Consider the following 25,580-nt stretch of genomic DNA (forward strand, 5'->3'; position numbering starts at 1 on the left):
GGCCGGTGCGGGCCAGGGTGGCGGGGATGGTGAACAACCGCAGCCGGAGCCGTTTGGGTTCCCACCTGCGGGCGGCGTGGTCGTGCAGGGAGAGGGTCTGCATCCAGGCGGTGAGCTCGACGGCGAGCATCACGATGGCGCACCAGATCTGGTTCTGGTCGAAGCCCTGTAGGGGGAGGTTGGTCAGGCCGGTGTCCTTGGCGATCCGGATCCGGTCCTCACACCTGGCGCGGCGCCGGTGCCGCAGCTCGAGGTCGGCCAGCTGGCCCCTGGTGGTGTTGGTGGCGAACGCGGTGACCCGGTGGCCGTCGATGTCGGTGATCCTCAGTTGGGCGCCGGGGTGGGGCCTCTCTTTGCGGGCGATCACTCGCATCCCGTCGGGCCATCCGGACAGGTCGAGCAGGCCGGTGAGCTCGGCGACCCAGGCGCCCTCGCGGATCTGGCCGTCGCGGTCGTAGGCCGGCGCCCACACCGCCTCCGGAATGCGTTGCAGCAGGTCAGGAGTGTGGTCGGGCAGGGTGAACCCGACCGAGTAGGACAGCCGCTGCCGGCTCATCCACTTCAGCACGTCGTGGGTGCAGCCGGCGGCGTCGGTGCGGATCAAGATCTTCCTGCCGGGTCGGGTGCCGGGCTTGTGGCCGGGTAGCTGGGCCAGCGCCGCCTTGATCACCGCGATGTGGTCGACCGCGGTGTTCGACCCGGCGTTCCCGCGGCGCAGCAGGGTCGCCAGTGGCTCCCCGGTGCCCTCGGGGCCGTGGTCGACGAACGCACACAACGGGTGGAACCCGAACCCGCGCTTGTAGGTGGGCGCCGCGTTCTCCTTGTCGCTGTGTGAGGTCACCAGCGTGGCGTCCAGGTCCACGATCAACGGGCCCCGTGCACTGGCATGGTGGTCCGGCGCGTGGTTCCCGGCCAGCTCCCAGGCCCGGGCCCGGGCGGCCGCGCGGGCGGTGTCGATGGCCTTCAGCGCCGCCGGCGCATCTTGCGCGAGGGCGGCGATGGTGCGCGAGACCGTGGCGTCGGAGGCCACCAGCCCGTACAGATCGGGCTCGGCGCGCAGCAGCGCGACATCGGCCAGACAGTCCCCGCCCAGCGCGAGCGCGACCGCCAGGTCGAGGACCACCTTGGCCGGGTCATGGACAGCCAACGGCTTGCGCCATGGCGCCAAAGCGGCCGACAACTCCGGTCCGAGCCGAGTCGCAGCCACGGTCTGGGTGAGCAGCACCCCGCCCGCCTGACCCACCGCCCCACACGTAGTCGTGTCGACCTTCGGGCGCGGATAGAACCCGGTAGTGTTCCTCACCTGGAAGGTGCTCCTTGAATTGCGACGACGTTGGCCTAGACACCCGCATCGTCGCAGGTCAGGAGCACTTTTCAGTTCACCGGCACGCGGCCCTCATGAAATCTCCGGGCTAGCCTCGAAATTTCGTGGGTCGGTCTGATCGGGGTCTGACGGCTCGTGTGCGCCGTGAGGTCTCCGATTCTGTCATCGGGGTACGACAGTTCCCCGAGTGTCGTCTCGGTGTCGCCGGTTCCGGCCGGGTCGGGGTTCCTCGTTGGTGGATGTGCACGCGCCGCTGGGGTCAGCCGGGGACGGCGAGTGCGGGTCGCGTCGGGCTGGTGAGGTGACGCAGCCGGGTGATCGCGTCCTCGACGAGGTGGGCCCAGGGTGCCTTGTCGGCGAGGTGGAGTCGGGTGGTCCGGCCGCTGCGGGCGGTGGCGGCCGGGACGGTGTAGAGCCGCATCCGTAGCCGCTTGGGTTCCCACTTGCGCGCCACCGTGCCGGACAGGGCGAGGATCTGCATCCAGGCCACGAGGTCGCCGGCCAGCGCGAGGATCGCGCACCAGATCTGGTTCTGGGCGAAGTCGTGGAGCGGCAGGGTCCGCATGCCGGTGTCCTTGGTGTTGCGGATCCGGTCTTCGCAGCGGGCGCGGCGACGGTGACGCAGCTCGAGGTCGGGCAGTTGGCCACCTCGTCCGGGGACAGCGTTGGTCGCGAACGCCGTCACCCGCAGCCCGTCGATGTCGGTGATCCGCAGCTGCGCGCCGGGGTGGGGTCGCTCCTTGCGGGCAATGACCCGCATCCCTTTGGGCCATCCGGTCAGGTCGAGCAGCCCGGTCAGCTCGGCGACCCACGCGCCCTCGCGGACCTCGCCGTCGGCGTTGTAGGCCGGCGTCCACACCGAGTCCGGGATCGACTTCAACAGCTCAGCGGTGTCAGTCGGGAGGGTGTACCCGATCGAGTAGGAGACCCGTTGGGCGTGCAGGTAGTTCATGAAGTCGTGGGTCGCGCCCGCCCCGTCCGTACGAACCAGCACCCGCTTTCCCGGCCGCACCCGGGCTGGTGGCCGGGGAGTTGCTCCAGTGCCTGTCTGGTCACGGCGATGTGGTCGGCGGCGGTGTTCGACCCGGCGTTCCCGGCACGCAGCCTGATCGCCAATGGTTCGCCTGTGCCTTCGGTGCCGTGGTCGACGAAGGCGCACAGCGGGTGGAACCCGTAGCCCTTCTTCCAGGTCCGTGCCGCGGACTCTTTGTCGGAGTGGGCGGTGATCAGCGTGGCGTCCAGATCGATGACCATCGGATGCTGGGCATCGATCTGGTGGTCGGGGGCATCGGCGCCCGCCAATGCCCAGGCCTTCGCGCGGGCGGCAGCACGCGCAGTGTCGATCGCGGCCAGCGCCGGCCCGACATCGGCAGCGAGGGCGTCGATGGTCCGCGAGATCGTCGGGTCGGAGGCCACCAGCCCGTACAACCCGGGCTCTGCACGCAGGACCGCGACATCACTGAGGTGCTCCCCGCCGAGCGCGACCGTCAACGCCAGATCCAGCAGGATCTTCGCGGGGTCGTGGATCGCCAGATCCTTGCGCCACGGCCTCATCGCAGCACGTAGCTGGGTCGCGAGACCGGTAACCGCGACGGTCTCGGTGAGCATCACTCCACCGGCCTGCACAACCGATGCACACGGGCTCGTGTCGACCTCGACACGGGGATAGAACCGGATAGGCTGCTTCACCTGGAAGGTGCTCCTCGAACTGCGCGGATAGGTGGCCTCAAGAACCTCTATCTTCCCAGGTCAGGAGCACTTTTCAGTTCAAAAACACGCCGCCCAAAGCGGCTCGCGGCGAAAGCCCGAGGCTAGACGGCGCGATGTGACCGGCACGATCTGAATCGGTTGTGGGCCGAGGCTCGATTCAAGACTCACGCGTCACCGAGTAAGGCTGCCGCAACGTTGCGCACGTCACGTTGCCGGAGTGTTTCCAGCGTGGAACAGGGCGGCGTACTGTCGGGGTTGTACTAGCTGAGCACACCGTCCGGTACCCATACCGGCCCGCATCCTGCGGGTGGTCGGAGGGACTGGAACGAAAGGTTCGGACATATGGCAGACATGCCTGCACGTCGGATTGGCGTGGTCGGAGCAGGGCGCGTGGGTGCAGTCCTGGCTTCGGCCTTTCGCGCAGCGGGTCACGAGATCGTGGCCGCCGCGGGTGAGTCCGACGCTTCCCGTTCCCGCATCACCGAGCTTCTCCCGGGCGTCCCGGTCGAAAAGCCGACGGCGGTGGCGCGAGCGGCCGACGTACTGCTGCTGACCGTTCCCGACGACATGCTGCCCAACGTGGTGGCGATGCTGAGCGCGAGCGGTGCGATCCACGACGGTCAGTACGTCGTACACACCTCCGGCCGGCACGGGCTGGCGGTGCTCGACGAGGCGACCAAGGTCGGGGCGCGGGCGGTGGCGCTGCACCCGGCGATGACGTTCACCGGCACCAGCAGGGACCTGCCGCGGCTCGAGGGCTGCGTCTTCGGCGTGACCGCCGGGCCGGCCGAGCGGGCGTTCACGGAGAGCCTCGTGAAGGACCTCGGCGGGCGGGCGATGTGGGTCGACGAGGACAAGCGGACACTGTACCACGCGGGCCTTGCGCACGGCGCGAACCACCTGGTCACGTTGGTGACCGAGGCGATCGAGATCCTGTCGGCGGCCGGTGGCGACAACCCGGCCGACACGCTCCGACCGCTGCTTGAGGCGGCCCTCGACAACGCGCTCGACAAGGGTGACGCCGCGCTGACCGGGCCGATCGTCCGCGGCGACGTCAACACCGTCCGTGCCCACCTCAAGGACATCGCGGCGAACGCGCCGCAGACGCTGCCGTCGTACGTCGCGATGGCGCGGGCGACGCTGGACCGCGTCGTACTCGATGGGCGGGTGCTGCCGATCCGGGCGGCCAAGATCTCGCAGCTGCTGGATGGTGCCGCTGGTTTCGAGACGGTCGTTGCACGACCTCCTCAACCGGCGGCACGGCCGGCGAGCACCCGAGAGGGTGGCCGATGACCGCGGTGGCGTACACCCGTGACGAGCTCGCGAAGCTGTTGGCGCCGGCGCGGACGGCGTTCGTGCCGACCATGGGGGCGCTGCACGAGGGGCACGCGTCGCTGATGAGTACGGCGCTGGAGTACGGCGAGCAGACGGTCGTCTCCATCTTTGTGAACCCGATGCAGTTCGGGGCGGGCGAGGACCTCGACCGCTACCCACGCACCTTCGACGCCGACGTCGCCATCTGCGAGGCGCGCGGGGTCGACGTCGTGTTCGCGCCGAGCGTCGACGAGGTTTACCCGGGCGGCGAGCCGGCGGTCACCGTCGACCCGGGTCCGCTGGCGACGGTGCTGGAGGGCAAGACCCGGCCGGGCCATTTCCGCGGCGTACTGACGGTGGTCGCCAAGCTGTTCGGGCTGGTGCAGCCGGACGTCGCGGTGTTCGGGCAGAAGGATTACCAGCAGCTCGCGCTGATCCGGCGGATGGTGAACGACCTCTGCATGAGCGTCGAGATCGTCGGCGCCGAGACGATCAGGGAGGACGACGGCCTGGCGATGTCCAGCCGCAACCGCTTCCTGAGCCCCGACGACCGCCGAGCTGCCGCCGTACTCTCCCGCGCGCTAAGAGCGGCACAACAAAGAGCCGAGTACGGCGTCGCGGCAGCCCGCTGGGCCGCGATGAGCGAGCTCAAGGCGGAGCCGGGCATCGAACTCGACTACCTCAAGCTCACCACCCCAGACCTCGGGGAGCTGGCCGACGACGCGGAGGGCGAGGCGCGGATCCTCGTCGCCGCCAAGGTCGGCAGCACCCGACTGATCGACAACATGCCCCTGTTTATAGGAGGAGACAGCTGATGCTGCGCACCATGATGAAGAGCAAGATCCACCGGGCCACCGTGACCCAGGCGGACCTGCACTACGTCGGCTCGGTGACGGTGGACGAGGACCTTCTCGACGCCGCCGACCTGCTGGCCGGCGAGCTCGTCCACATCGTCGACGTCACCAACGGCGCGCGGATCGAGACCTACACGATCGCGGGCGAGCGCGGCAGCGGCGTACTCGGCATCAACGGTGCGGCCGCGCGGCTGGTGCACCCGGGCGACGTTGTGATCCTGATCGGCTACGGCCAGATGGACACCGCCGAGGCCAAGGAGTACAAGCCGAGCGTGGTCTTCGTCGACGCCGACAACAAGATCATGGCGACCGGCTTCGACCCGGCGGAGACGTTCGACGGACCGGGCCTGGTCCGCGGCGATACTGTCGCTCGGTGAGCCACCGCTTGAATGAGAATCTGCCTCAACGCCTGACGGCGCCGGAGCCCGGCTGGACCACCAAGTACGACGTGGTCGTCATCGGTTCCGGTATCGCCGGCCTGACCGCGGCGCTCCGCATCCACGCCGAGGACCGCGCGCTGCAGGTCTGCGTGGTGACCAAGGACGTTCTCAACGCCGGCTCGACCCAGTGGGCACAGGGCGGGATCGCCGCGGCACTCGGCCCGGAGGACACCCCGGAGCAGCACGAGCGGGACACCCTGGTGGCCGGCGCGGGCGCCTGTGACCTGGACGCGGTGCGGGTACTGGTCAACGACGGGCCGGACGCCGTCCACGAGCTGATCGCGCTCGGGACCGAGTTCGACCAGCATGACGGCGAGCTCTCCCTGACCCGCGAGGGCGGCCACCACCGCGACCGGATCGCGCACGCCGGCGGCGACGCGACCGGCGCCGAGATCCAGCGGGCACTGATCGCGGCCGTCGAGCGGGCTCCGGAGATCGAGGTGATCCAGCATGCGCTGGCCGTCGACCTGCTCCTGGCCGCCGGCGGCGGGGTCGCGGGGGTCACCCTGCACGTGCTCGGCGAGGGCCAGCGCGACGGCGTGGGCGCGGTGCACTGCCGGGCCGTCGTACTCGCCAGCGGCGGGCTCGGCCAGGTCTTCTCACAGACCACCAACCCCTCGGTGTCCACCGGCGACGGGCAGGCGATCGCGCTCCGCGCCGGCGCCACCTTGCGGGACCTGGAGTTCGTGCAGTTCCACCCCACCGTGATGTACCTCGGGCCCGACTCGCGCGGCCAGCAGCCGCTGATCTCGGAGGCGGTGCGCGGGGAGGGCGCGTTCCTCGTCGACTTCGACGGCGTCAGGTTCATGCAGGGCCAGCACGAGCTCGCCGATCTCGCCCCGCGCGACGTGGTCGCGAAGGCGATCACCCGGCGGATGGAGGAGACCGGGAAGCCGCACATGTGGCTCGACGCCCGGCACCTCGGCGCCGAGTTCTGGGAGCGCCGCTTCCCGACGATCCTGGCGACCTGCCGCCAGCACGGCGTCGACCCGGTGACCGAGCTGATCCCGGTCGCGCCGGCCCAGCACTACGCCTCGGGCGGCGTGGCCACCGACCTCTACGGGCGCTCCAGCGTGCCCGGCCTCTACGCGACCGGCGAGGTCGCGTGCTCCGGCGTACACGGCGCGAACCGGCTGGCCTCGAACTCGCTGCTCGAGGGGCTGGTCTTCTCGCGGCGGATCGCCGAGGTACTGCCGGGCGAGCTGCGGGCGTGGTCAAAGCCGGCTCACGACACCCGCGCGGCCGGGCTGATCGAGGGCGCCGCGCTCGGCAAGATCCAGAAGCAGATGACCAAGCGGGTCGGCGTACTCCGCACCGCCGCCGGGATGTCGGAGGTGGGTGCCAGGCTGGCCAGCATCGCCGAGCTCGCCGCCGAGGAGGTGGGCGAGGACGAGTGGGAGGCGACCAACCTGCTGACGATCAGTACGGCGCTGGCCGAGGCCGCGCGGCTGCGCGAGGAGACCCGCGGCTCGCACTGGCGGGAGGACTTCCCGGACCGCGACGACGCCCAGTGGGCCGGCCATTTCGACGTCACGATGGCCGATGGCACGATCGCCCTGAAGTTCTTCGCAGCCCAGGCCACCGACGTCGAGACCACCGGGGAGTCCGCATGACCGAGTACGTCGCCGCGATCGTGGCGCTGCCCTTTGATCAGCTCCCGGCCGTGCTGGCCGACGAGCTCGCGCAGGCGGGGCTCGAGCCGCGGCAGGTGTACGACGACGTGGTCGCCGCTGTCGCCGAGGACCTTCCCGGCGACGACGTGACCAGCTGGGCCACGATCCCGGCCGCCGACGTGGCGACCGCCGACTTCATCGCGCGTGAGGGCGGCACCGTGGCGGGGCTGGCGATCGCGGAGGTCGTGTTCCGCTACGTGCTCGGCAACGACATCACCATCGAGCGTCCGGTGCGAGACGGCACCACGGTGGCCAAGGACGAAGTGCTCCTCACCGTCATCGGGCCGACCGCGCTGCTGCTGACCGCCGAGCGGACCGCGCTCAACTTCACCTGCCACCTGTCAGGCGTCGCGACCCTGACCGCCGCCTGGGCGGCCGCGCTGGCCGGGACCCCGGCCCGGGTCCGCGACACCCGCAAGACGATCCCGGGCTACCGCGACCTGGACAAGTACGCCGTGCGCTGCGGCGGCGGCCTCAACCACCGGCACGACCTGTCCGACGAGGCGCTAGTCAAGGACAATCACGTACTGGCGGCGGGCGGCGTGGTGGCGGCGTACCAGCTGATCCAGAAGCGCTACCCGGACGTGCCGATCCAGGTCGAGGTGACCACGCTCGACCAGCTCCGTGAGCTGCTCGACATCGGTGCGCCCGACGTACTGCTCGACAACATGACCGACGACCAGCTCCGCGAGGCGGTGGCGCTCGCGGCCGGCCGGACCCGGCTGGAGGCGTCGGGCGGGCTGACGCTGGACCGGGCCGCCGAGGTCGCGGCGACCGGCGTCGACACCATCGCGGTCGGCGAGCTCACGCACTCCGCCAAGGTGCTCGACATCGCCATGGATCTGCGCCCGTGAGCCTGCTCGCCGCCGATATCGGCAACAGCCAGACGGTGCTCGGGCTGCTGTCCGGTGGCGAGGTGCAGGCGCACTGGCGGGTGGCGACCGACGAGCGGCGTACCGCCGACGAATGGGCGCTGCTGGTGCGGGGTCTGCTCCGCGACGCCGGCCACGAGGTCACCGGGATCTCGGTGTGCTCGACGGTGCCGGCGGTCCTGCACGAATGGCGTGACATGCTGGTCCGCTATTTCGGCGACGTGAAGAGCGTGGTTGTCGAGCCGGGAGTGCGTACCGGCGTACCCGTGTTGATGGACAATCCACGCGAAGTCGGCGCGGATCGCATCCTCAATGCCCTAGCGGCAGCCAATCTGTACGGCGGTCCGACAATCGTTGTGGATTTCGGTACGGCGACCACCTACGACGTGGTGAGTGAGAAGGGACAGTACGTCGGCGGCGCCATCGCGCCCGGAATCGAGATCTCCTTGGAGGCGCTCGGTAGGCGTGGCGCGCAGTTGCGGAAGGTCGAGCTCCTGCGGCCGCGAACCGTGATTGCAAAGAACACCGTCGAGGCGCTGCAGTCGGGAATGCTCTTCGGATTCGCCAGCCAGGTCGAGGGCCTGGTCAGCCGGATGGTCGCCGAGCTCGGCGTGCCATCTTCGCAGGTCAACGTGGTAGCGACCGGCTACCTGGCGCCCGTCGTACTCGACGAATGCGCGTGCTTCACCGACCATTCCCCGTGGCTCACCCTGCTTGGCCTGGAACTGGTATTCGCCCGCAATAGCTAAGGTGGTTGTGGATAAGTCGCGCGCCGCTTTCCCTAAGAGCTGTTTTTCTGGTACAAGTTGCGAGGGCCGCTTTCTCAGGCCCTGTCCGAATGCATGTTTCTCCTGTGAGGAAACCAAAGCCATGGCTCAGAAGGTGCACATCGTCCTGGTTGACGACCTGGACGGTTCCGAGGCGGAGGAGACCGTTACCTTCGGTCTCGACGGGGTGTCGTACGAAATCGACCTCAACTCCGCAAATGCGGCTAAGTTGCGCGACTCGATCACCCCATTCCTCGGCAGTGCGCGCCGCGTCGGCGGCCGCAAGGGCAGTCGCAAGGGCTCCGGCCGGACCGACCTCGGTCCGAGCCCCAAGGAGGTCCGGGACTGGGCGCGCAGCAACGGCTGGGAGCTCAGTGACCGCGGCCGGGTCCCGGCCGAGGTCCGCGAGGCGTTCGACGCCGCGCACTAGTACACGGACGAGTATCGTCAGGCCCCTGGGCTGGTTGAGGAGGTCGCTCTGCGACCGTCTCGAAACCACCCCAGGGGCGCCTTGGTTTGGAGACGGTTGCTGCGCAACCTCCTCAACCAGCGGCGCGCGGATCCGCGCCTTGTTCGCTATCAGCGGACGGTATCTGTTGGCATCTCGGAACACGTAGGGTGGACGTGGACGTTAGTCCGTTTGTCCCCCTCACCACCCGACTGCTTTGGTACTGGGTGGGGGCGGACCAGACGTGGATGGAGACGGATATGTTCGAGCGGTTTACAGACCGAGCCCGCCGGGTGGTCGTGCTTGCCCAAGAAGAGGCACGCATGCTCTCCCACAACTACATCGGCACCGAGCACATCCTGCTTGGCCTCATTCACGAAGGCGAAGGCGTTGCCGCCAAGGCGCTCGAGAGCCTGGACATCTCGCTCGAGGCCGTCCGCGCACAGGTCGAGGAGATCATCGGCCAGGGCCAGCAGGCCCCGAGCGGCCACATTCCGTTCACCCCCCGCGCCAAGAAGGTCCTCGAGCTCTCGCTGCGCGAGGCGCTGCAGCTCGGCCACTCCTACATCGGCACCGAGCACATCCTGCTCGGCCTGATCCGCGAGGGCGAGGGCGTCGCCGCCCAGGTGCTGCAGAAGCTCGGCGCCGACCTCAACCGGGTCCGCCAGCAGGTCATCCAGCTGCTCTCCGGCTTCCAGGGCAAGGAGAGTACGTCGGCAGGTGCGGGCCCTGCGGCCGGCACGGACGCGCCGTCCTCCTCGCTGGTGCTCGACCAGTTCGGCCGCAACCTGACCCAGGCGGCCCGCGAGGGCAAGCTCGACCCGGTGATCGGGCGCGAGCAGGAGATCGAGCGGGTCATGCAGATCCTGTCGCGGCGTACCAAGAACAACCCGGTGCTGATCGGTGAGCCCGGCGTCGGCAAGACCACGATCGTCGAGGGCCTGGCCCAGGACATCGTGAAGGGCACTGTCCCGGAGACGCTCAAGGACAAGCACATCTACACCCTCGACCTGGGTGCGCTGGTCGCCGGGTCGCGCTACCGCGGTGACTTCGAGGAGCGCCTCAAGAAGGTGCTCAAGGAGATCCGCACCCGCGGCGACATCGTGCTGTTCATCGACGAGATCCACACACTTGTGGGTGCCGGTGCGGCCGAGGGCGCGATCGACGCGGCGTCGATCCTGAAGCCGATGCTGGCCCGCGGCGAGCTGCAGACCATCGGTGCGACCACCCTCGACGAGTACCGCAAGTACCTCGAGAAGGACGCCGCGCTGGAGCGGCGCTTCCAGCCGATCCAGGTCGCCGAGCCGTCGATCGCGCACACGATCGAGATGCTCAAGGGCCTGCGCGACCGCTACGAGGCGCACCACCGGGTCACGATCACCGACGAGGCGCTGGTCTCCGCGGCGACGCTGGCCGACCGCTACATCTCCGACCGGTTCCTGCCGGACAAGGCGATCGACCTGATCGACGAGGCCGGCTCGCGGCTGCGGATCCGCCGGATGACCGCGCCCGCCGACCTGCGCGAGTACGACGAGAAGATCGCCGAGGTGCGGCAGCGCAAGGAGGCCGCAATCGACGGCCAGGACTTCGAGGCCGCCGCGCGTCTGCGTGACGAGGAGAAGCAGCTCGGCCTGAAGAAGTCTGAGCGCGAGAAGCAGTGGCGTGCCGGCGATATGGATGTCGTTGCCGAGGTCGACGAAGAGCTGATTGCGGAAGTGCTCGCCGTCGCCACCGGAATTCCGATCGTGAAGCTGTCGGAGGAGGAGTCCACCCGGCTTCTCAAGATGGAGGACGAGCTCCACAAGCGCGTCATCGGTCAGGAAGAGGCAGTCAAGGCGCTGTCGCGCGCTATCCGCCGTACTCGCGCCGGCCTGAAGGACCCGAAGCGGCCCGGCGGCTCGTTTATCTTCGCCGGTCCGTCCGGTGTCGGAAAGACGTGGCTGTCGAAGACGCTTGCCGAGTTCCTCTTCGGTGACGAGGACGCGCTGATCCAGCTCGACATGAGCGAGTTCGGCGAAAAGCACACGGTGTCGCGGCTGTTCGGTTCACCGCCCGGATATGTGGGTTACGAAGAGGGTGGCCAGCTGACCGAGAAGGTACGCCGCAAGCCGTTCTCCGTCGTTCTCTTCGACGAGGTCGAGAAGGCGCACCCGGACATCTTCAACTCGCTGCTGCAGATTCTTGAAGAGGGCCGGCTCACCGACTCGCAGGGTCGCGTGGTCGACTTCAAGAACACCGTGATCATCATGACCACCAACCTCGGCACCCGCGATATCAGCAAGGGCGTCAACCTCGGCTTCCAGCAGGGCAGTGACACCGCGGGCTCCTATGAGCGGATGAAGAGCAAGGTGCAGGAAGAGCTCAAGCAGCACTTCCGCCCGGAGTTCCTCAACCGTGTCGACGAGATCGTCGTGTTCCCGCCGCTTTCGCAGGAGCAGATCGTCCACATGGTCGACAACATGATCGCCTCGGTCGAGCTGCGGATGAAGGACCGCGACATGTCGCTGGAGCTGACCACGGCCGCGAAGCAGCTGCTCGCCAAGCGCGGCTTCGACCCGGTCCTGGGCGCCCGGCCGCTGCGTCGTACCGTCCAGCGCGAGATCGAGGACGTGCTCGCCGAGAAGATGCTGTACGGCGAGGTCGGCCCCGGCCAGATCGTGGTGGTCGACGTCGAGGGCGAGGGCCCGGAGGCGACCTTCACGTTCAAGGGCCAGAAGGTCGGCGCGCTGCCGGACTCGCTGCCGCTGGAGCCCGCCGGGCTCGACGTCAGCAAGGCCGAGGCACCCGTCGAGGAGACGCCTGGTCCGGTCGACATCAAGAAGGCCGAGCCCGGCGCGGGAACCGGTACCGAGCCTGCCTGACCCAGCCGAGGTGAGCTCGCTGCACGCGCCGATCCTCGACTGGTACGACGAGCACGCCCGCGAGCTGCCCTGGCGGGAGCCGTCGGCATCGCCGTGGTCGGTGATGGTCTCGGAGTTCATGCTCCAGCAGACACCGGTCGTGCGGGTGCTGCCGGTGCACGAGCAGTGGCTGCGTGCCTGGCCCACGCCGGCCGCGCTCGCCGCGGTGGCGCCGGGCGAGGCTGTGCGGGCGTGGGGCCGGCTCGGCTACCCGCGGCGGGCGTTGCGGCTGCACGCCGCTGCCGTCGAGATCGTGGCGCGCCACGGCGGCGAGGTGCCGTCGTCGTACGACGAGCTTCGGGCGCTGCCCGGGGTCGGTGACTACACGGCCGCGGCGATCGCGACCTTCGCGTTCGGCCGTCGGCACGTCGTACTCGACACCAACGTGCGCCGGGTGCTCGCCCGGCTGCTCAGCGGCACCGAGCTTCCCGCGCCCTCGGTGACGAAGGCCGAGCGCGAGCTGGCGGCGTCGGTGCTGCCGGACGACGAGGCCACCGCGGCCACCTGGTCGGTGGCGACGATGGAGCTCGGCGCGCTGGTGTGCACGGCGAAGACGCCGCGCTGCGCCTCGTGTCCGGTGTCGGAGGCCTGTGCCTGGCGCGCCGCCGGGCACCCGGCGTACGACGGCCCGGCACGCAAGGTGCAGACCTACGCCGGCACCGACCGACAGTGCCGCGGCCGCCTGCTCGGCATCGTCCGCGAGTCCGACGGCGCCGTACCCCGATCCCGGCTCGACACCGCCTGGACGCCGGCCGAGCAACGCGACCGCGCCCTCCAGAGCCTCCTCGACGACGGCCTCCTCGTCCGGGTGACCCCCGTTGACGCCGATGCGGCCGAGCTCTACACCCTCCCCTAACCCCGCCGACCCGCCCCGTGTTCACACGTGTGAGCGCCGACCCGGCCGGTGTTCACACGTGTGAGCGCTGACCCGGCCCGTGTCGACTTGGCGGCCCGCGTACGCCGTGAATACGAGCCGGGTCGGCGCTCTGGGGCGTGAACACGGGCCGGGTCGGCGCTCCTGTGCGTGGAGACGGGGCGGGTGGGTGAACGGTGTGGCATCGCGAATCGGACATCGCTGCTCGCTAGCGTTGCCTGCATGAGCAGCGTGACACGGCCACGGGGGCCGTTGCCGCCCGGTGTGTACTGGCGGCGACGGCTGATCGTTCTCTTCGCTGCACTGGTGTTGGTCTTCGGGTTCGCGAGGGTCCTCGGCGGCGGCAGTGATGCCAAGGGCGGTTCCGACGGCACCGCCGAGCAGGCGGCCGGCGGCACCAGCGGCGACACGTCGACCCCGGCCGCGCCCGGAGGTTCGACCGACCAGCCGACGACGAAGCCCACCAAGAAGGGTCCGAAGGCGACCCCCAAGAACACGCCGACGAAGACGCCGCTGGCCGAGCCCGACGGGCCCTGCGACGACGCCGACGTCGAGGTCACGCCGGCCATCAGGAAGCCCATCGCTGGCAGTCCGATCCGGATCGGCCTCGTGCTGCGCACCAAGGAGAGCGAGGCCTGCACCTGGCGGGCCGCGAAGGACACGCTGGTCGTCAAGATCACCAGCGGCAGCGACGACATCTGGTCCACCCAGGACTGCCCGAACGCGATCATGGCCGAGGACGTGGTGGTACGGCGGGCGGCGCCGACCGTCGTCTACGCGATCTGGTCGAGCCGCCGTTCCGACGACGAGTGCGGCAAGCGCACCGACTGGGCGAACCTCGGCTGGTACCACGTGATCGCCGCGGCGCTGGGCGGCGAGCCGACCGACGTCCAGTTCGAGCTGCGTGCCCCGCAGCCGCCCACCATCACCCCGTCGCCGAGCCGGACTCCGACCAGAAGCCCGAGCAAGGGCGCGAGCCAGCCCACCGACGAGCCGAATCCGAACCCGAGCGACGGCGCGCAGGAGCCGAACGGCTAACCAGCGGAGGGGCTAGACGTAGCGCTCGAGGATGCTGGACTCGGCGAGGCGGGAGAGGCCCTCGCGGACGCTGCGGGCACGGAGCTCGCCGACTCCCTCGACGGCCTGGAGGTCGTCGATACCGGCGGAGAGCAGCTTCTGCAGGGTGCCGAAGTGCTCGACCAGGCGGTCGACGACCGAGGGTGGCAGCCGCGGGACCTTGGCCAGCAGCCGGTAGCCACGAGGGGCCACGGCGCCGTCCAGGTGCTCGTTGGTGCCGAGCCCGAGGGACCGGGCCACCGAGGCCGGGTCGACCAGCTCGGTCGGCGACAGCGCCTCGAGGCGGTTGAGGAGGGCGCCGGCGCTGCGAGCCCGGCGGCCGCCGGGCAGGTAGTCGCGGATCACCAACTCGCGCTCGGCGTCGACGCCGGTGATCAGCTCCTCGAGCTGCAGCGACAACAGCCGGCCGTCGGTGCCGAGCTCCAGGACGTAGTCCTCGATCTCGCGCGCGATCCGGGTGACCATCTCCAGCCGCTGCGCGACCACGGCGACGTCGCGGACGGTGACCAGGTCCTCGATCTCCAGCGCCGACAGCGTGGAGGCGACCTCGTCGAGGCGGAGCTTGTAGCGCTCCAGTGTGGCCAGCGCCTGGTTGGCGCGGGACAGGATCTGGCCCGAGTCCTCGAGGACGTACCGGGTCTCGCCGACGTACGCCGCGATGATCTGCATCGACTGCGACACCGAGATCACCGGGAACCCGGTCTGCTTGGCGACGCGGTCGGCGGTGCGGTGGCGAGTACCGGTCTCCTCGGACGGGATGGTGTGGTCGGGCATCAGGTGCACCGCCGCGCGCTGGATCCGGGTGATCTCGCCGTCGACGATGATCGCGCCGTCCATTTTGGCCAGCTCGCGCAGGCCGGTGGAGGTGAACGGGACGTCGAGGGTGAAGCCGCCGGTGGAGATCGACTCGATGGTCTTGTCGTTGCCGATGACGATCAGCGCGCCGGTGCGGCCGCGGAGGATCCGCTCAAGACCGTCACGCATCGCGGTGCCCGGTGCAATCGAGGCGAGCGTTGCTCGCAGTCGGAGGGTGTCCTCGGACCTCTCGATGTTGACCACGCCATCCCCGATCGTCAGTTCTTTACTCGCGCAGAAGTGTAGATGACCAGTTCCAAGGGTTCGCGCGCTGCGCGCCGCTCATCACGCACGCTGGCGGCGTTGCCGTCGCTCGACGGGCCGCTGGCCCGCCTTCGCTCCGACGCCTTGCCAGCGCACGCGCTGAGCGACGCTCGCTTGCACGACTCCTTGGAACTGCTCATCTGGGACCGGTGAGTGTGTCGCCCCCGCGAAGTCAGCCGGTCCCTGAGTTGTCTGCCAACGAGACTAGCCGCAGTGCGGTTGCGACGTCGGGGACATCAATCACCTTCATCCCGTCGATCACCCATTGTTCCGGACTTTTCGGCTTCGGGTTCGGCCCACTAGGCACCACCGCTACCCGGAAGCCGAGCCTAGCGGCCTCGCTGATCCGCTGGTCGAGGTCCCGGACCCTGCGCAGCTCGCCCGCCAGCCCGATCTCACCGATCGCGACGATGCCGTTGGGCGCCGGCTGTCCGCGGTACGCCGAGGCCAGCGCGAGGGCCAGGGCGAGGTCGGTCGCCGGCTCGTTCAGCCGGGCGCCACCAACAGTCGAGGCGAACACGTCGTGGTTGTGGAGCCGGAGCTGACAGTGCTGGGCGAGCACCGCGAGGATCATCGCGGTGCGAGCGGAGTCCACGCCGGACGTCGTACGCCGTGGCCGGTCGGCGGTCGAGTGGGTGACCAGCGCCTGCACCTCGGCGAGCAGCGGCCGCCTGCCCTCCATCGACACCGCCACGCAGGTCCCCGCAACCTGTTGGTGGTGGCTCTCGACGAACAGGCCGGTCGGGTCGGTGACCGCGCTGATCCCGGCCGTGGTCATCTCGAAGCAGCCGACCTCGTCGATCGGGCCGAACCGGTTCTTCATCGCGCGCACCATCCGGAACCGCGAGTTGCGGTCGCCCTCGAAGTGCAGCACCACGTCGACCAGATGCTCCAGCACCCGCGGCCCGGCGATCGAGCCGTCCTTCGTCACGTGGCCGACCAGCACCGTGGTGATGTTGCGGGTCTTGGCCACCCGGATCAGCGCCGCCGCGACCTCCTTGACCTGCGTGACCCCGCCGGGCACCCCGTCGGCGTCCGCGGCACCGATCGTCTGCACCGAGTCGACCACGAGCAGGGTCGGCTTCACCGCCTCGATATGGCTGAGTACGGCGCCGAGGTCGGTCTCGGCCGCGAGGAAGAGCTCGTCGTGTACGCCGCCGGTCCGGTCCGCGCGCAGCCGCACCTGTGAGGCCGACTCCTCGCCGGTGACGTAGAGGGTCCGCCGGTGGTAGCGGGCGGTCTGCGCGGCCACCTCCAGCAGCAGCGTGCTTTTGCCGACGCCGGGCTCGCCGGCGAGCAGGATCGCCGCGCCGGGCACCAGCCCGCCGCCGAGCACCCGGTCGAGCTCCGGCACCCCGCTGGACCGGAACGCCGCCTCCGACACCGATACCTGTCCGATCGGCACCGCCGGCTTGCTGACCGGCCCCGCGACCGCCCGCACCTGCGCCGCGCCGACCTCCGCGACCGAGCCCCACGCCTGGCACTCACCGCAGCGGCCGACCCACTTCGGCGCCTCCCAGCCACACTCGCTGCACCGGTACGCCGGGCGCGCCCGCGCCTTGCCACTACTCATTCGGTCCCCCTTGACTCACGTCCACTGACTCATGTCGCGAACGCTAGGCCACGCCGCCGACAACATGAGCCGGGCGCGCTCGTCGTACACTCATGCCGTCCTGCTTGGATCGATCAAGGAGCGAAGGCGATGGCGCGGCACCTCAACCGTGTCACCGGCACCCCACCCACGCTCGCGGACGTCGCGGAGCTGGCGGGTGTGTCCCGGCAGACCGTTTCCAACGCCCTCAACAACCCGTCGCTGCTGCGCCACGACACCCTGGCCCGGGTCCAGAGCGCGGTCGACGAGCTCGGCTACTCGCCCAACCGCGCCGCCCGCAACCTGCGCACCCGCGCCTCCCACCTGATCGGCCTCCGCTTCCCGCCGGCTCAGGAGGGCACTGCCAACGCCCTGATGGACCGGTTCGTGCACTCGCTGGTCGAGACCAGCAAGGAGGCCGGCTACCACGTGCTGCTGTTCGCCGGCGACGGCGGCGACCCGCTGGCCGGGTACGACGACCTGGTCCGCTCCACCGCCGTCGACGCGTTCGTGGTCACCGACACCTACCTCGGCAACCCACAGACGGCCTGGCTGGAGGAGCGGGGCGCGCCGTTCGTGGCGTTCGGGCGACCCTGGGACAACGGCGACGCCACCCACCCCTGGGTCGACGTCGACGGCTCGGTCGGCGGCCGGATGGCCACCGACCACCTGCTCGACCGGGGCCACACCCGGATCGCGTGGATCGGCTGGCGCAAGGACTCCTTCATCGGCGAGGACCGCCGCTCCGGCTGGGCCGGCGCGCTCCACGACCGCGGGCTGTCCACCAAGGGACTCGCCTCGCGGGTCGAGGACACGCTGTCGTCGGGTCGTGAGGCGGCCGCCGTACTCCTCGACGAGGCGCAGCCGAGCGCCTTCGTCTGCGCCTCCGACACCCTCGCGATGGGCGTCTACCGCACCCTCGCGGACCGTGGCCTCGAAGCCGGCCGCGACATCGCGGTGGTCGGCTTCGACGACTCCCAGGTTGCGCAGGTCGTGCACCCGAGCCTCACCTCGGTGCGGCAGCCCCTGGAGCAGGTCGCGGTCGAGGTGGTCGCGGCGCTGTCGGGCCTGCTCAACCACCCGCCGGTCGCCCATCCGCGCACGATGCTGGCCCCGACCCTGGTGGTTCGCCAGTCCAGCTGACCTCAGCCCGGATCGACCGATGGCCGCCTACCGAGCGCCACCATGCGGGCGCGCTGGCTGCGTTGGCGAAGACTCGACGGGCCTCCGGCCCGCCTTCGCTCCGCCGCCTTGCCATCACACCCGCCTGGCGACGCTCGCTACGGCGCCCACCGGTGGATCCGGGCTCGGCTGTCCGGTACTGGCCCCTAGTGACCATTGACGCCGCGTCCCACGTTCCGACAGGCTGCGCGATCGTCACGGGTAACGAGCCCGGCTACCAAGCATCGGAGAGGCAGCATGGACCAGTACATAGGCGTGCTCAAGAACTACACGAAGTTCGACGGCCGCGCTGGGCGCAACGAGTTCTGGATGTTCTTCCTGTTCCACGTGATCATCTTCGTGGTCCTTTCGATCATCGACTCGGTGGTTCTCAGTGCCAACGGCTTCGGAATCCTCTCGGGCCTGTACTGGCTCGGGACCATCGTTCCGTCCATCGCTGTCGGCATCCGCCGGTTCCATGACATCGGCAAGCCGGGGATCTGGATCCTGCTCGGCCTGATCCCGTGCGTCGGTGGCCTGGTGCTGCTCTACTTCTACGCCCAGGAGAGCGTCGGCCCGAACGAGTACGGCGAGGGCCCGAGCGCCGCGGCTGCCTGAGGCGTCGACCTCTGGTCGAAGGCCCGGCTGTTCAGAAGGCCTTCGACCAGAGGTTGACCGCGTAGTCGACCTCGACGCCGTCATACTCCCCGAGGATCGCCTCGGCCACCGGCACCGGGAACTCGATCCTGACGACCGCCTGCAGGTCGGCGCGTGAGTCGAACCGCCAGCAGATGTCGAGCGGGGTACGCCGCCAGCCGTGCCGCGACCAGAACCGCTCGACCGCATCCGGGTCGACCTCCGGATAGCCACGCCGGAACCAGCCGCCGAATGTCGACTGCGTCGGGTCGTTGTCGATCACGAAGGCCCGGCCGCCGCGGCGTACCACCCGGTCCAGCTCGGCCAGGCCCGGCTCGCAGCCCGGCCCGAAGAAGTACGCCCACCGCGCGTGTACGACGTCCACCGAGGCGTCCGGGACCGGCAGGGCCTGCGCAGTGCCTTCACGGACCTCCACGTCCGGCAGCCGGCGGACCCGGCGCCGGGCGATCGCGGCGAGGTCGGGGTGCGGCTCGACACCGATCACCGAGGCGGCCGTCGCGGCGAACCGGGGGAGGTGGAAGCCGGTGCCGCAGCCGACGTCGAGTACGGCGCGGCCCGCCCAGTCGTCCAGCGCGCGCATCGCGGACTCCAGCGCGCCGTCAGGGTCGACGGCGCGGTTCTCGAGCTCGTACGTCGCGGGGTTGTGCCAGATGTTCGGACTCGGCCGCGCGCCGGCCGGGACCCGCGAGGTCAGATCCGCACCAGGCCGCTGGGGGTCTGGAACTGCGCGGCGACCACACCGGGGGTGCCGTGCGGGGCCACCCACTCGACCTTGACGTCCTCGAGCGGAGCGTCGACGGTCTCGCCGAGCCAGTCGCTCACCCGGCCCGGGTCGCCGGCGATCTCCAGGCAGGCAAGGGAGAAGCCGTCGTCGCCACCCGCGCTCGGGTGGTCCTCAGCGGGGGACTCCCACTGGATGAAGAACGGCAGCTGCGGGTCGGCGATCAGGCCGTTGACGCCGATCTGCTTCCACAGCAGCTCCTTGCCGTCGGGCCGGTGCCGATTGCCGTTGACGGCCTCGCGACCGAGGCGCTCCTCCATCGGCTTGATGTCGCTGACCGCGACCACCCAGCCCAGCCAGCCACCGCCGAGCGAGGACCGGGCGCGCACCGCCTGGCCGAACGGGGCCTTGTCGGACGCGGGGTGGTCGAGAACCTCGACCACCTCCAGGTAGGTGTCACCGGCGAGCGGCAGAATCATGTTGCGCGTGCCGAAACGTGGGTGGATGCCACCGTCTGCAAATTCCTGGCCGAGCAGCCCCCCAAGGCGCTGGGCGGTGCTGGCAAGACCGTCGGGGCCCGCTGCGAACGAGAGATGGTCCAGGCGCATGTCCGTCATTGTGAACTCCCAAAATTCACGGCGGCACAGCGGGGTCGAAATCTCTCGACGTCGAGATATCAGGTCTCTTAGCGCGGGTCGGCGGGGTGGATCGCCAGCGCCGAGCGGGACCGGAGGTGTGCCTCGCAGTGCCGCACCAGCTCGTCGTACGCCGCCTGGCCCATCAGCTCGACCAGCTCGGCGGCGTTGCTGACGTACACCGGCTCGACACCGATGTGTGCCTCGGTGTTTCCCGAGCAGTACCAGTCCAGGTCGTGCCCGCCGGCGCCCCAGCCGCGCCGGTCGTACTCGCCGATCGAGACCTCGGTGTACGCCGTACCGTCCGGCCGCTCGACCTCGCGGTAGGTGCGGCGGATCGGCAGTTGCCAGCACACGTCGGGCTTGGTCTCCAGCGGATGCTTGCCCTGCTTCAGCGCCAGCGCGTGCAGTGCACAGCCGGCGCCGGCCGCGAATCCCGGCCGGTTGTGGAACACGCACGCCTGCTGCCCGTCGACCTCGATCGTCCGGGTCTTCCGGGCGCCCTCGTCGTCGGTGTCGACCCAGTCGGCCTTCTGGACCCTGCGTCCCGGGTGGAACTGCCAAAGGTCGGCGTCCAGCTCCTTGACGTTCGCGGTCACCCGGCGCTCGTCGTCCTTGTCGGCGAAGTGGGCGCCCAGCGTGCAGCAGCCGACGTCCGGCGCCGACGCATAGATGCCCGGGCACCCCTGTCCGAAGATGCAGGTGAAGTTGGAGGTCAGCCAGGTGAGGTCACACCGGAAGACCTGGCCGGAATGGTCGGCGTCGCCGTCGTCGGTGGCCGCCGGGTCGGTGAACTCGACGTACACGCGGGGGAACACCAGGTCGACCTCGGGCACTTCCCAACCCTACGTCGGTCCGCTCTGTCGTCTGGCAAGGGCGGCGCACAGGAGCGGCGGTAGCGTTGGGCCTATGCGGCTGGGAGTGCTCGATATCGGATCCAACACGGGGCATCTGCTCGTGGTGGATGCCCACGGAGGCGCCGCGCCGCTGCCGGCGTTCTCGTACAAGCAGCCGTTGCGGCTCGCCGAGCACCTCGACGACGACGGTGCGATCACCGAGACAGGCGTCGACGCGCTGACGACCTTCACGGCCGGGGCGTTGGTGGTCGCCGAGGACAAGGGCTGCGAGGAGATGCTGGGCTTCGCGACCTCGGCGGTGCGCGACTCGGCGAACGCCGACGACGTCCTCGGTCACGTCTTCCAGCAGACCGGCGTCGACATCGAGGTGCTGGCCGGCGAGGACGAGGCGCGGCTGACCTTTCTCGCCGTACGCCGCTGGTTCGGGTGGTCGGCCGGGCGGCTGGCGGTGTTCGACATCGGTGGCGGCTCGCTGGAGATCGCGGGTGGAGCCGACGAGGCGCCGGACGTCGCGTGGTCGCTGCCGCTGGGCGCGGCGCGGCTGGCGCGGCAGTGGTTCGCGGGCGGCACGCCCGACGACCAGACGGCCCGCCAGCTGCGCCGAGAGATCCGGACCGAGATCGCCCGTGACGCGGGCAACCTGCTGCGTTCCGGCCGCCCCGACCGCGCCGCGGCCACGTCGAAGACCTTCCGCAGCCTGGCCCGGATCTGCGGCGCCGCGCCGTCGGGAGACGGTCATCTGGTGCCGCGCGTCCTGGACTCGGACGGACTGTCCCACTGGATCCCGAAGCTGATGCGGATGGACGACGAGGCGCTCGCGGAGCTGCCTGGTGTCTCGCCGAGCCGCACCCACCAGATCGTGCCGGGCGCGCTGGTGGCCGAGGCGGTGATGGACATCTTCGACCTCGACGAGCTGGAGATCTGTCCCTGGGCGCTGCGCGAGGGCGTGATCCTGGAGCGCTTCGACCACCTCAGCATCCTTGACGGCAACAAGCCCGGTGCCCGGGCGCCCATCGAACAGGGACGCAGCAACAGGACCGGAGCCTCAGGATGAGCCAGATCGGGCTCTCGACAGCCTCGGTCTACCCCGAGTCGACCGCCCATGCCTTCTCGTACGCCGCCGCGCTCGGGTACGACGCGGTCGAGGTGATGGTCGGCATCGACTCGACCAGCCAGTCGACCGAGACCGTGCTGCAGCTGAGCGACCATCACGAGATCCCGGTCTGCGCGATCCATGCGCCCTGCCTGCTGTTCACGCAGCGTGTCTGGGGCACCGAGCCGTGGGGCAAGCTGCAGCGCTCCGCCGAGATGGCCGAGGCGGTCGGCGCCGACGTGGTCGTCGTACACCCGCCGTTTCGGTGGCAGCGCGAGTACGCGCGCGGCTTCGTCGACGGGATCGCGGCGCTGGAGGAGTCGACCGGGATCGCGTTCGCGGTGGAGAACATGTACCCGTGGCGGGCGTCCTCGCGGCGCGGGATGGAGATGTACCTGCCCGGCTGGGACCCGTCGGCCGAGAACTACGCCAACATGACGATCGACCTGTCGCACGCCGCGATCGCACACTCCGACCCGGTCGAGATGGCCGAGCGGATGGGCTCGCGGCTGCGCCACCTCCACCTCACCGACGGCACCGGCTCGGCCAAGGACGAGCACCTGGTGCCCGGTCGCGGGTCGCAGCCGGCGAAGGAGCTGCTGAACCTGCTCGCCGACCGCGACTTCGGCGGCCACATCGTGCTGGAGATCAACACCCGGCGCGCGGCCAACCGCCAGGAGCGCGAGGTCGACCTGATCGAGTCGCTGGAGTTCACCCGCGAGCACTTCACCGCGCGCCGACAGGTCTCGTGAGGTCGGGCAGGTGACCACGCGTCCGGCCCGAGGCCGCCGGCCCGGCCGGGCCGACACCCGCGCCGAGATCCTCGCGGCGGCTCGGGAAGCATTCGCCGAGAAGGGTTTCAGCGGTACGACGATCCGCGGGGTCGCCGCGGCGGCCGGCGTGGACCCGGCGCTGGTCCACCACTACTTCGGGACCAAGGACGACCTGTTCGTCGCCGCGCTCGCGCTGCCCGTCGACCCGCGGGCCGTCCTCGCGCCGGTGGTGGCCTTGGGTGCGGACGGAGCCGCCGAGCGGCTGCTCCGGGTGTTCCTGTCAGTGTGGGACGACCCGGACCTCCGGCTGCCGCTGCTGGCCGTGGCCCGCACCATCTTCGAGCCGTCCGGCCAGGCGCTCTTCCGCGACGGGTTCCTCAAGGTCGTGCTCGGGCCGGTCGGCGTCGGCCTCGGCATCGACGAGCCGGAGCGCCGGATGCCGCTGGTGGCCAGCCAGGTGATCGGCCTGATCCTGCTGCGCTACGTGCTCGAGGTCGAGCCCCTCGCCTCGATGGACGCCGACCTCGTCGTCGCGACGTACGCCCCGACGCTCCAGCGGTACCTGACGGGCGAGCTGCCGTAGGTGGTGGAATCCCCGGCCGACCGGGGATTCCTGACGTTGTGGGCCGTTGCAACACCCCACAACGTCAGGAAGTGCCTGTCAGGTTGACTGCTGAAGGGCCGTGGCGACGGTGTCGAGGTGATCCTGGGCCTCGGTGAGCTGGCCGACCTCGTCCCAGAGGTCGCGCCACTCGGAGTCGTCGGCGGAGATCCGGTCCAGCGCACGCAAAGCCAGTAGCGCGAGCTCGGACAGGTCGGGGAGCTCCAGCCCCTCCGGCCCGTGCTTCGGGTCAACCGGCGGTCCGTCCGGCAGGGTCGACGCCACCACAGCGGCTGCGGCGGCGGCCGCGCTTGCGACGTGGAGGTCGAGGAGATCCTTCTCGTCGGCCGCGTCGGTGAGTGTCTCGCTGAGGAAGGCGAGCGGATCCGCTGCCTCCTCCAGCGATGCAGACCAGTCGGCCGCATGGTCGTTGTCGAAGATGCCGGTGCCCCAGGCCCCCATGTCGTCCTGCCTACTCGTCGATTGCCTGCTCGGTCGGACCTCCCAGGAGACATCGTTCCGGGACTTGACCGCGCACGCCAGCAAATCGCATAATTCAACACATGATGAAAAACGCGGTGGAGGTGCACGACCTGGTCGTCGTCCGCGGCGACAACGAGGTTCTGCACGGTCTCGACTTCACGATCCCGGTCGGTCAGGTGACCGGTCTGCTCGGCCCGTCGGGCTGCGGCAAGTCCACGCTGATGCGCACGCTGGTTGGCGTCCAGGCCGGCGTGACCGGCACGGCCACGGTCTTCGACCAGCCCGCCGGCGCCCGACAGCTGCGCGACCGGGTCGGCTACGTCACCCAGGCCGCCAGCGTGTACGACGACCTCAGCGTCACCGAGAACCTTGCCTTCTTCGCCAAGGTCCTCGGCGTCGACCGCGACGAGGTGGCCAAGGCGATCGACAAGGTCGACCTGGCCAGCCACCAGGACCAGGTGGTGTCCAAGCTGAGCGGTGGCCAGCGGTCCCGCGTCAGCCTCGCAGTCGCGCTGCTCGGCACCCCCGACCTGCTGGTGCTCGACGAGCCGACCGTCGGCCTGGACCCGGTGCTCCGTCAGGACCTGTGGGGGCTGTTCCACCGGATCGCCGACGGCGGCGCCGCCGTACTCGTCTCCTCCCACGTGATGGACGAGGCCGAGCGCTGCGACCGCCTGCTGCTGATGCGCGATGGCGTGTTCATCGCGGACGGCTCGCCCGCGGAGATCAAGCAGAAAACGGGAGCCGACGACATCGAGCAGGCGTTCCTGACGATCGTGAGAGAGGCCGCCTGATGACACCGAGGATTACGTTCGCCGTCGCGGCAAGGGTGCTGACCCAGATCCGCCGCGACCACCGCACCCTGGCGATGCTGCTGGTGCTGCCCTGCCTGCTGATCAGCCTGCTCTGGTGGATGTTCGACGGGCCGGCCGCCGGGCCGTCGCCGATGTTCGACCGGTTCGGACCCGGACTGCTGGCGATCTTCCCGTTCATGGTGATGTTCCTGGTCACCAGCGTCACCACGCTGCGGGAGCGGTCCAGCGGCACCCTCGAACGACTGCTGGCGATGCCGATGGGCAAGGTCGACTTCCTGCTCGGCTACGCGATTGCCTTCGGAGTGCTGGCCGCCGTGCAGTCGCTGCTGGCGGTGGTGCTCAGCGTCTACGTCCTCGACCTGGAGGTGGACGGCCCGGTGTGGCTGCTCGGCGTAGTCGCGGTGGTCGACGCGGTCCTGGGTACGGCGCTCGGCCTGTTCGTCAGCGCCTTCGCCAACACCGAGTTCCAGGCCGTCCAGTTCATGCCGCTGGCGGTGGTGCCGCAGATCCTGCTCTGCGGGCTCTTCGTGCCGCGGCCGGCGCTGCCGGATGTGCTGCAGGTGATCAGCGACCTGCTGCCGCTGTCCTACGCCACCGATGCGATGACCGACCTCAAGCACGGCGAGGAGACCGCGCAGATCTTCGGACTGCTCGGGATCGTCGCCGGCTTCGCCGTCGGGGTCCTCATCCTGGGCGCCGCGACCCTGCGCCGCCGTACGGCCTGAACTCGGGGCGACGTCATACGAACCGAGACCTATGGCACGCGGCTCGTACGACGTCACGCCGGACGTCATACGGAGCGGCTCCAGTAGCGCACGGCT

25 protein-coding genes and 1 pseudogene are annotated in these 25,580 nt (G+C 69.9%); 18 read left to right on the forward strand and 8 right to left on the reverse strand.

The genetic code is table 11. The features are described from left to right. The coding region (locus DDV73_RS02200; protein ID WP_109505646.1) for an IS1380 family transposase at nt 1–1,303 on the reverse strand (1,303 nt) is incomplete at its 3' end. Between the two features lie 280 nt (nt 1,304–1,583). After that, nucleotides 1,584–3,013, reverse strand: a pseudogene (locus DDV73_RS02205) (IS1380 family transposase). A 372-nt stretch (nt 3,014–3,385) separates the two neighbouring features. On the opposite strand from DDV73_RS02205, the gene DDV73_RS02210 reads away from it, so the two are divergent. The 10 genes from DDV73_RS02210 to DDV73_RS02255 all read left to right on the forward strand — a co-directional run bounded on the left by DDV73_RS02210 (nt 3,386) and on the right by DDV73_RS02255 (nt 14,214). Continuing rightward, nucleotides 3,386–4,327 carry a Rossmann-like and DUF2520 domain-containing protein gene (locus tag DDV73_RS02210; protein ID WP_109505647.1) on the forward strand — a complete coding sequence of 314 codons (942 nt, stop codon included), beginning with the start codon at nt 3,386–3,388 and terminating at the stop codon, nt 4,325–4,327. After that, complete coding sequence (gene panC, locus DDV73_RS02215; protein ID WP_109505621.1) at nt 4,324–5,163, forward strand: pantoate--beta-alanine ligase; 840 nt, start codon at nt 4,324–4,326, stop codon at nt 5,161–5,163. Before DDV73_RS02210 ends, panC begins: the two co-directional genes overlap by 4 nt. Next, nucleotides 5,163–5,579 (forward strand): aspartate 1-decarboxylase, encoded by a 417-nt coding sequence (gene panD / locus DDV73_RS02220; RefSeq protein WP_109505622.1) that lies wholly within the window; start codon nt 5,163–5,165, stop codon nt 5,577–5,579. Before panC ends, panD begins: the two co-directional genes overlap by 1 nt. Next, the gene (locus tag DDV73_RS02225; protein ID WP_240617058.1) at nt 5,576–7,255 is read left to right on the forward strand and encodes an L-aspartate oxidase; all 1,680 of its coding nucleotides are present in this window, start codon (nt 5,576–5,578) and stop codon (nt 7,253–7,255) included. Before panD ends, DDV73_RS02225 begins: the two co-directional genes overlap by 4 nt. After that, entirely contained in the window at nt 7,252–8,169 is a 918-nt protein-coding gene (nadC, locus tag DDV73_RS02230) for a carboxylating nicotinate-nucleotide diphosphorylase (protein WP_109505623.1), read from the forward strand. The genes DDV73_RS02225 and nadC overlap by 4 nt, the downstream gene beginning before the upstream one ends. Further along, nucleotides 8,166–8,936, forward strand: a complete 771-nt coding sequence (locus DDV73_RS02235; protein WP_109505624.1) for a type III pantothenate kinase — start codon at nt 8,166–8,168, stop codon at nt 8,934–8,936. Before nadC ends, DDV73_RS02235 begins: the two co-directional genes overlap by 4 nt. 121 nt (nt 8,937–9,057) lie before the next feature. Further along, entirely contained in the window at nt 9,058–9,384 is a 327-nt protein-coding gene (locus tag DDV73_RS02240) for a histone-like nucleoid-structuring protein Lsr2 (RefSeq protein WP_109505625.1), read from the forward strand. A 278-nt stretch (nt 9,385–9,662) separates the two neighbouring features. Then, nucleotides 9,663–12,263 (forward strand): ATP-dependent Clp protease ATP-binding subunit, encoded by a 2,601-nt coding sequence (locus tag DDV73_RS02245; RefSeq protein ID WP_109505626.1) that lies wholly within the window; start codon nt 9,663–9,665, stop codon nt 12,261–12,263. A gap of 10 nt (nt 12,264–12,273) precedes the next feature. Next, nucleotides 12,274–13,158, forward strand: coding sequence for an HhH-GPD family protein (locus tag DDV73_RS02250; RefSeq protein ID WP_240617059.1), 885 nt, complete (start codon nt 12,274–12,276; stop codon nt 13,156–13,158). A gap of 240 nt (nt 13,159–13,398) precedes the next feature. Then, nucleotides 13,399–14,214, forward strand: coding sequence for a hypothetical protein (locus tag DDV73_RS02255; RefSeq protein ID WP_154402572.1), 816 nt, complete (start codon nt 13,399–13,401; stop codon nt 14,212–14,214). A 12-nt stretch (nt 14,215–14,226) separates the two neighbouring features. Here DDV73_RS02255 and disA read toward each other — a convergent pair whose 3' ends face one another. Beyond that, nucleotides 14,227–15,312, reverse strand: a complete 1,086-nt coding sequence (disA, locus tag DDV73_RS02260) for a DNA integrity scanning diadenylate cyclase DisA (RefSeq protein ID WP_109505628.1) — start codon at nt 15,310–15,312, stop codon at nt 14,227–14,229. Nucleotides 15,313–15,354: 42 nt separating this feature from the next. Here disA and DDV73_RS27680 point away from each other — a divergent pair, with 42 nt between their 5' ends. Further along, nucleotides 15,355–15,525, forward strand: coding sequence for a hypothetical protein (locus DDV73_RS27680; RefSeq protein WP_154402573.1), 171 nt, complete (start codon nt 15,355–15,357; stop codon nt 15,523–15,525). A gap of 19 nt (nt 15,526–15,544) precedes the next feature. Here the strand turns inward: DDV73_RS27680 and radA are convergent, their stop codons facing one another. Then, nucleotides 15,545–16,945: a DNA repair protein RadA gene (radA, locus tag DDV73_RS02265; RefSeq protein WP_109505629.1), complete on the reverse strand. Its 1,401-nt coding sequence runs from the start codon at nt 16,943–16,945 to the stop codon at nt 15,545–15,547. 129 nt (nt 16,946–17,074) lie between these two features. On the opposite strand from radA, the gene DDV73_RS02270 reads away from it, so the two are divergent. Both DDV73_RS02270 and DDV73_RS02275 read left to right on the forward strand, forming a co-directional pair. Beyond that, nucleotides 17,075–18,106, forward strand: coding sequence for a LacI family DNA-binding transcriptional regulator (locus tag DDV73_RS02270; RefSeq protein ID WP_109505630.1), 1,032 nt, complete (start codon nt 17,075–17,077; stop codon nt 18,104–18,106). Nucleotides 18,107–18,382: 276 nt separating this feature from the next. After that, nucleotides 18,383–18,742: a DUF805 domain-containing protein gene (locus DDV73_RS02275; RefSeq protein ID WP_109505631.1), complete on the forward strand. Its 360-nt coding sequence runs from the start codon at nt 18,383–18,385 to the stop codon at nt 18,740–18,742. A gap of 31 nt (nt 18,743–18,773) precedes the next feature. Here the strand turns inward: DDV73_RS02275 and DDV73_RS02280 are convergent, their stop codons facing one another. The 3 genes from DDV73_RS02280 to DDV73_RS02290 all read right to left on the reverse strand — a co-directional run bounded on the left by DDV73_RS02280 (nt 18,774) and on the right by DDV73_RS02290 (nt 20,973). Beyond that, the gene (locus DDV73_RS02280; protein WP_240617060.1) at nt 18,774–19,361 is read right to left on the reverse strand and encodes a class I SAM-dependent methyltransferase; all 588 of its coding nucleotides are present in this window, start codon (nt 19,359–19,361) and stop codon (nt 18,774–18,776) included. A gap of 110 nt (nt 19,362–19,471) precedes the next feature. After that, the gene (locus DDV73_RS02285; RefSeq protein ID WP_109505632.1) at nt 19,472–20,110 is read right to left on the reverse strand and encodes a VOC family protein; all 639 of its coding nucleotides are present in this window, start codon (nt 20,108–20,110) and stop codon (nt 19,472–19,474) included. Between the two features lie 77 nt (nt 20,111–20,187). After that, complete coding sequence (locus DDV73_RS02290) at nt 20,188–20,973, reverse strand: DUF3109 family protein (protein ID WP_109505633.1); 786 nt, start codon at nt 20,971–20,973, stop codon at nt 20,188–20,190. A gap of 73 nt (nt 20,974–21,046) precedes the next feature. Between DDV73_RS02290 and DDV73_RS02295 the strand changes: the two genes are divergently transcribed. The 3 genes from DDV73_RS02295 to DDV73_RS02305 are packed head-to-tail and all read left to right on the forward strand — an operon-like array spanning nt 21,047 to nt 23,443. Next, nucleotides 21,047–22,048: a Ppx/GppA family phosphatase gene (locus tag DDV73_RS02295; RefSeq protein ID WP_109505634.1), complete on the forward strand. Its 1,002-nt coding sequence runs from the start codon at nt 21,047–21,049 to the stop codon at nt 22,046–22,048. After that, nucleotides 22,045–22,839 carry a sugar phosphate isomerase/epimerase family protein gene (locus tag DDV73_RS02300; protein WP_109505635.1) on the forward strand — a complete coding sequence of 265 codons (795 nt, stop codon included), beginning with the start codon at nt 22,045–22,047 and terminating at the stop codon, nt 22,837–22,839. Before DDV73_RS02295 ends, DDV73_RS02300 begins: the two co-directional genes overlap by 4 nt. A 10-nt stretch (nt 22,840–22,849) precedes the next feature. Next, the gene (locus DDV73_RS02305; RefSeq protein WP_109505636.1) at nt 22,850–23,443 is read left to right on the forward strand and encodes a TetR/AcrR family transcriptional regulator; all 594 of its coding nucleotides are present in this window, start codon (nt 22,850–22,852) and stop codon (nt 23,441–23,443) included. Nucleotides 23,444–23,521: 78 nt separating this feature from the next. On the opposite strand, the gene DDV73_RS02310 is transcribed toward DDV73_RS02305, so the two are convergent. Next, on the reverse strand, nt 23,522–23,923 hold the full coding sequence (locus tag DDV73_RS02310) for a DUF4259 domain-containing protein (RefSeq protein ID WP_109505637.1): 402 nt from the start codon (nt 23,921–23,923) through the stop codon (nt 23,522–23,524). Between the two features lie 101 nt (nt 23,924–24,024). Between DDV73_RS02310 and DDV73_RS02315 the strand changes: the two genes are divergently transcribed. Next, nucleotides 24,025–24,738 carry an ABC transporter ATP-binding protein gene (locus DDV73_RS02315; RefSeq protein ID WP_109505638.1) on the forward strand — a complete coding sequence of 238 codons (714 nt, stop codon included), beginning with the start codon at nt 24,025–24,027 and terminating at the stop codon, nt 24,736–24,738. Further along, a complete protein-coding gene (locus DDV73_RS02320) occupies nt 24,738–25,484 on the forward strand; it encodes an ABC transporter permease (RefSeq protein WP_109505639.1) in 747 nt (248 codons plus the stop codon). Before DDV73_RS02315 ends, DDV73_RS02320 begins: the two co-directional genes overlap by 1 nt. Nucleotides 25,485–25,580: the final 96 nt, after the last annotated feature.

Source organism: Nocardioides speluncae, from assembly GCF_003121585.1.
Lineage (GTDB): Bacteria > Actinomycetota > Actinomycetes > Propionibacteriales > Nocardioidaceae > Nocardioides > Nocardioides speluncae.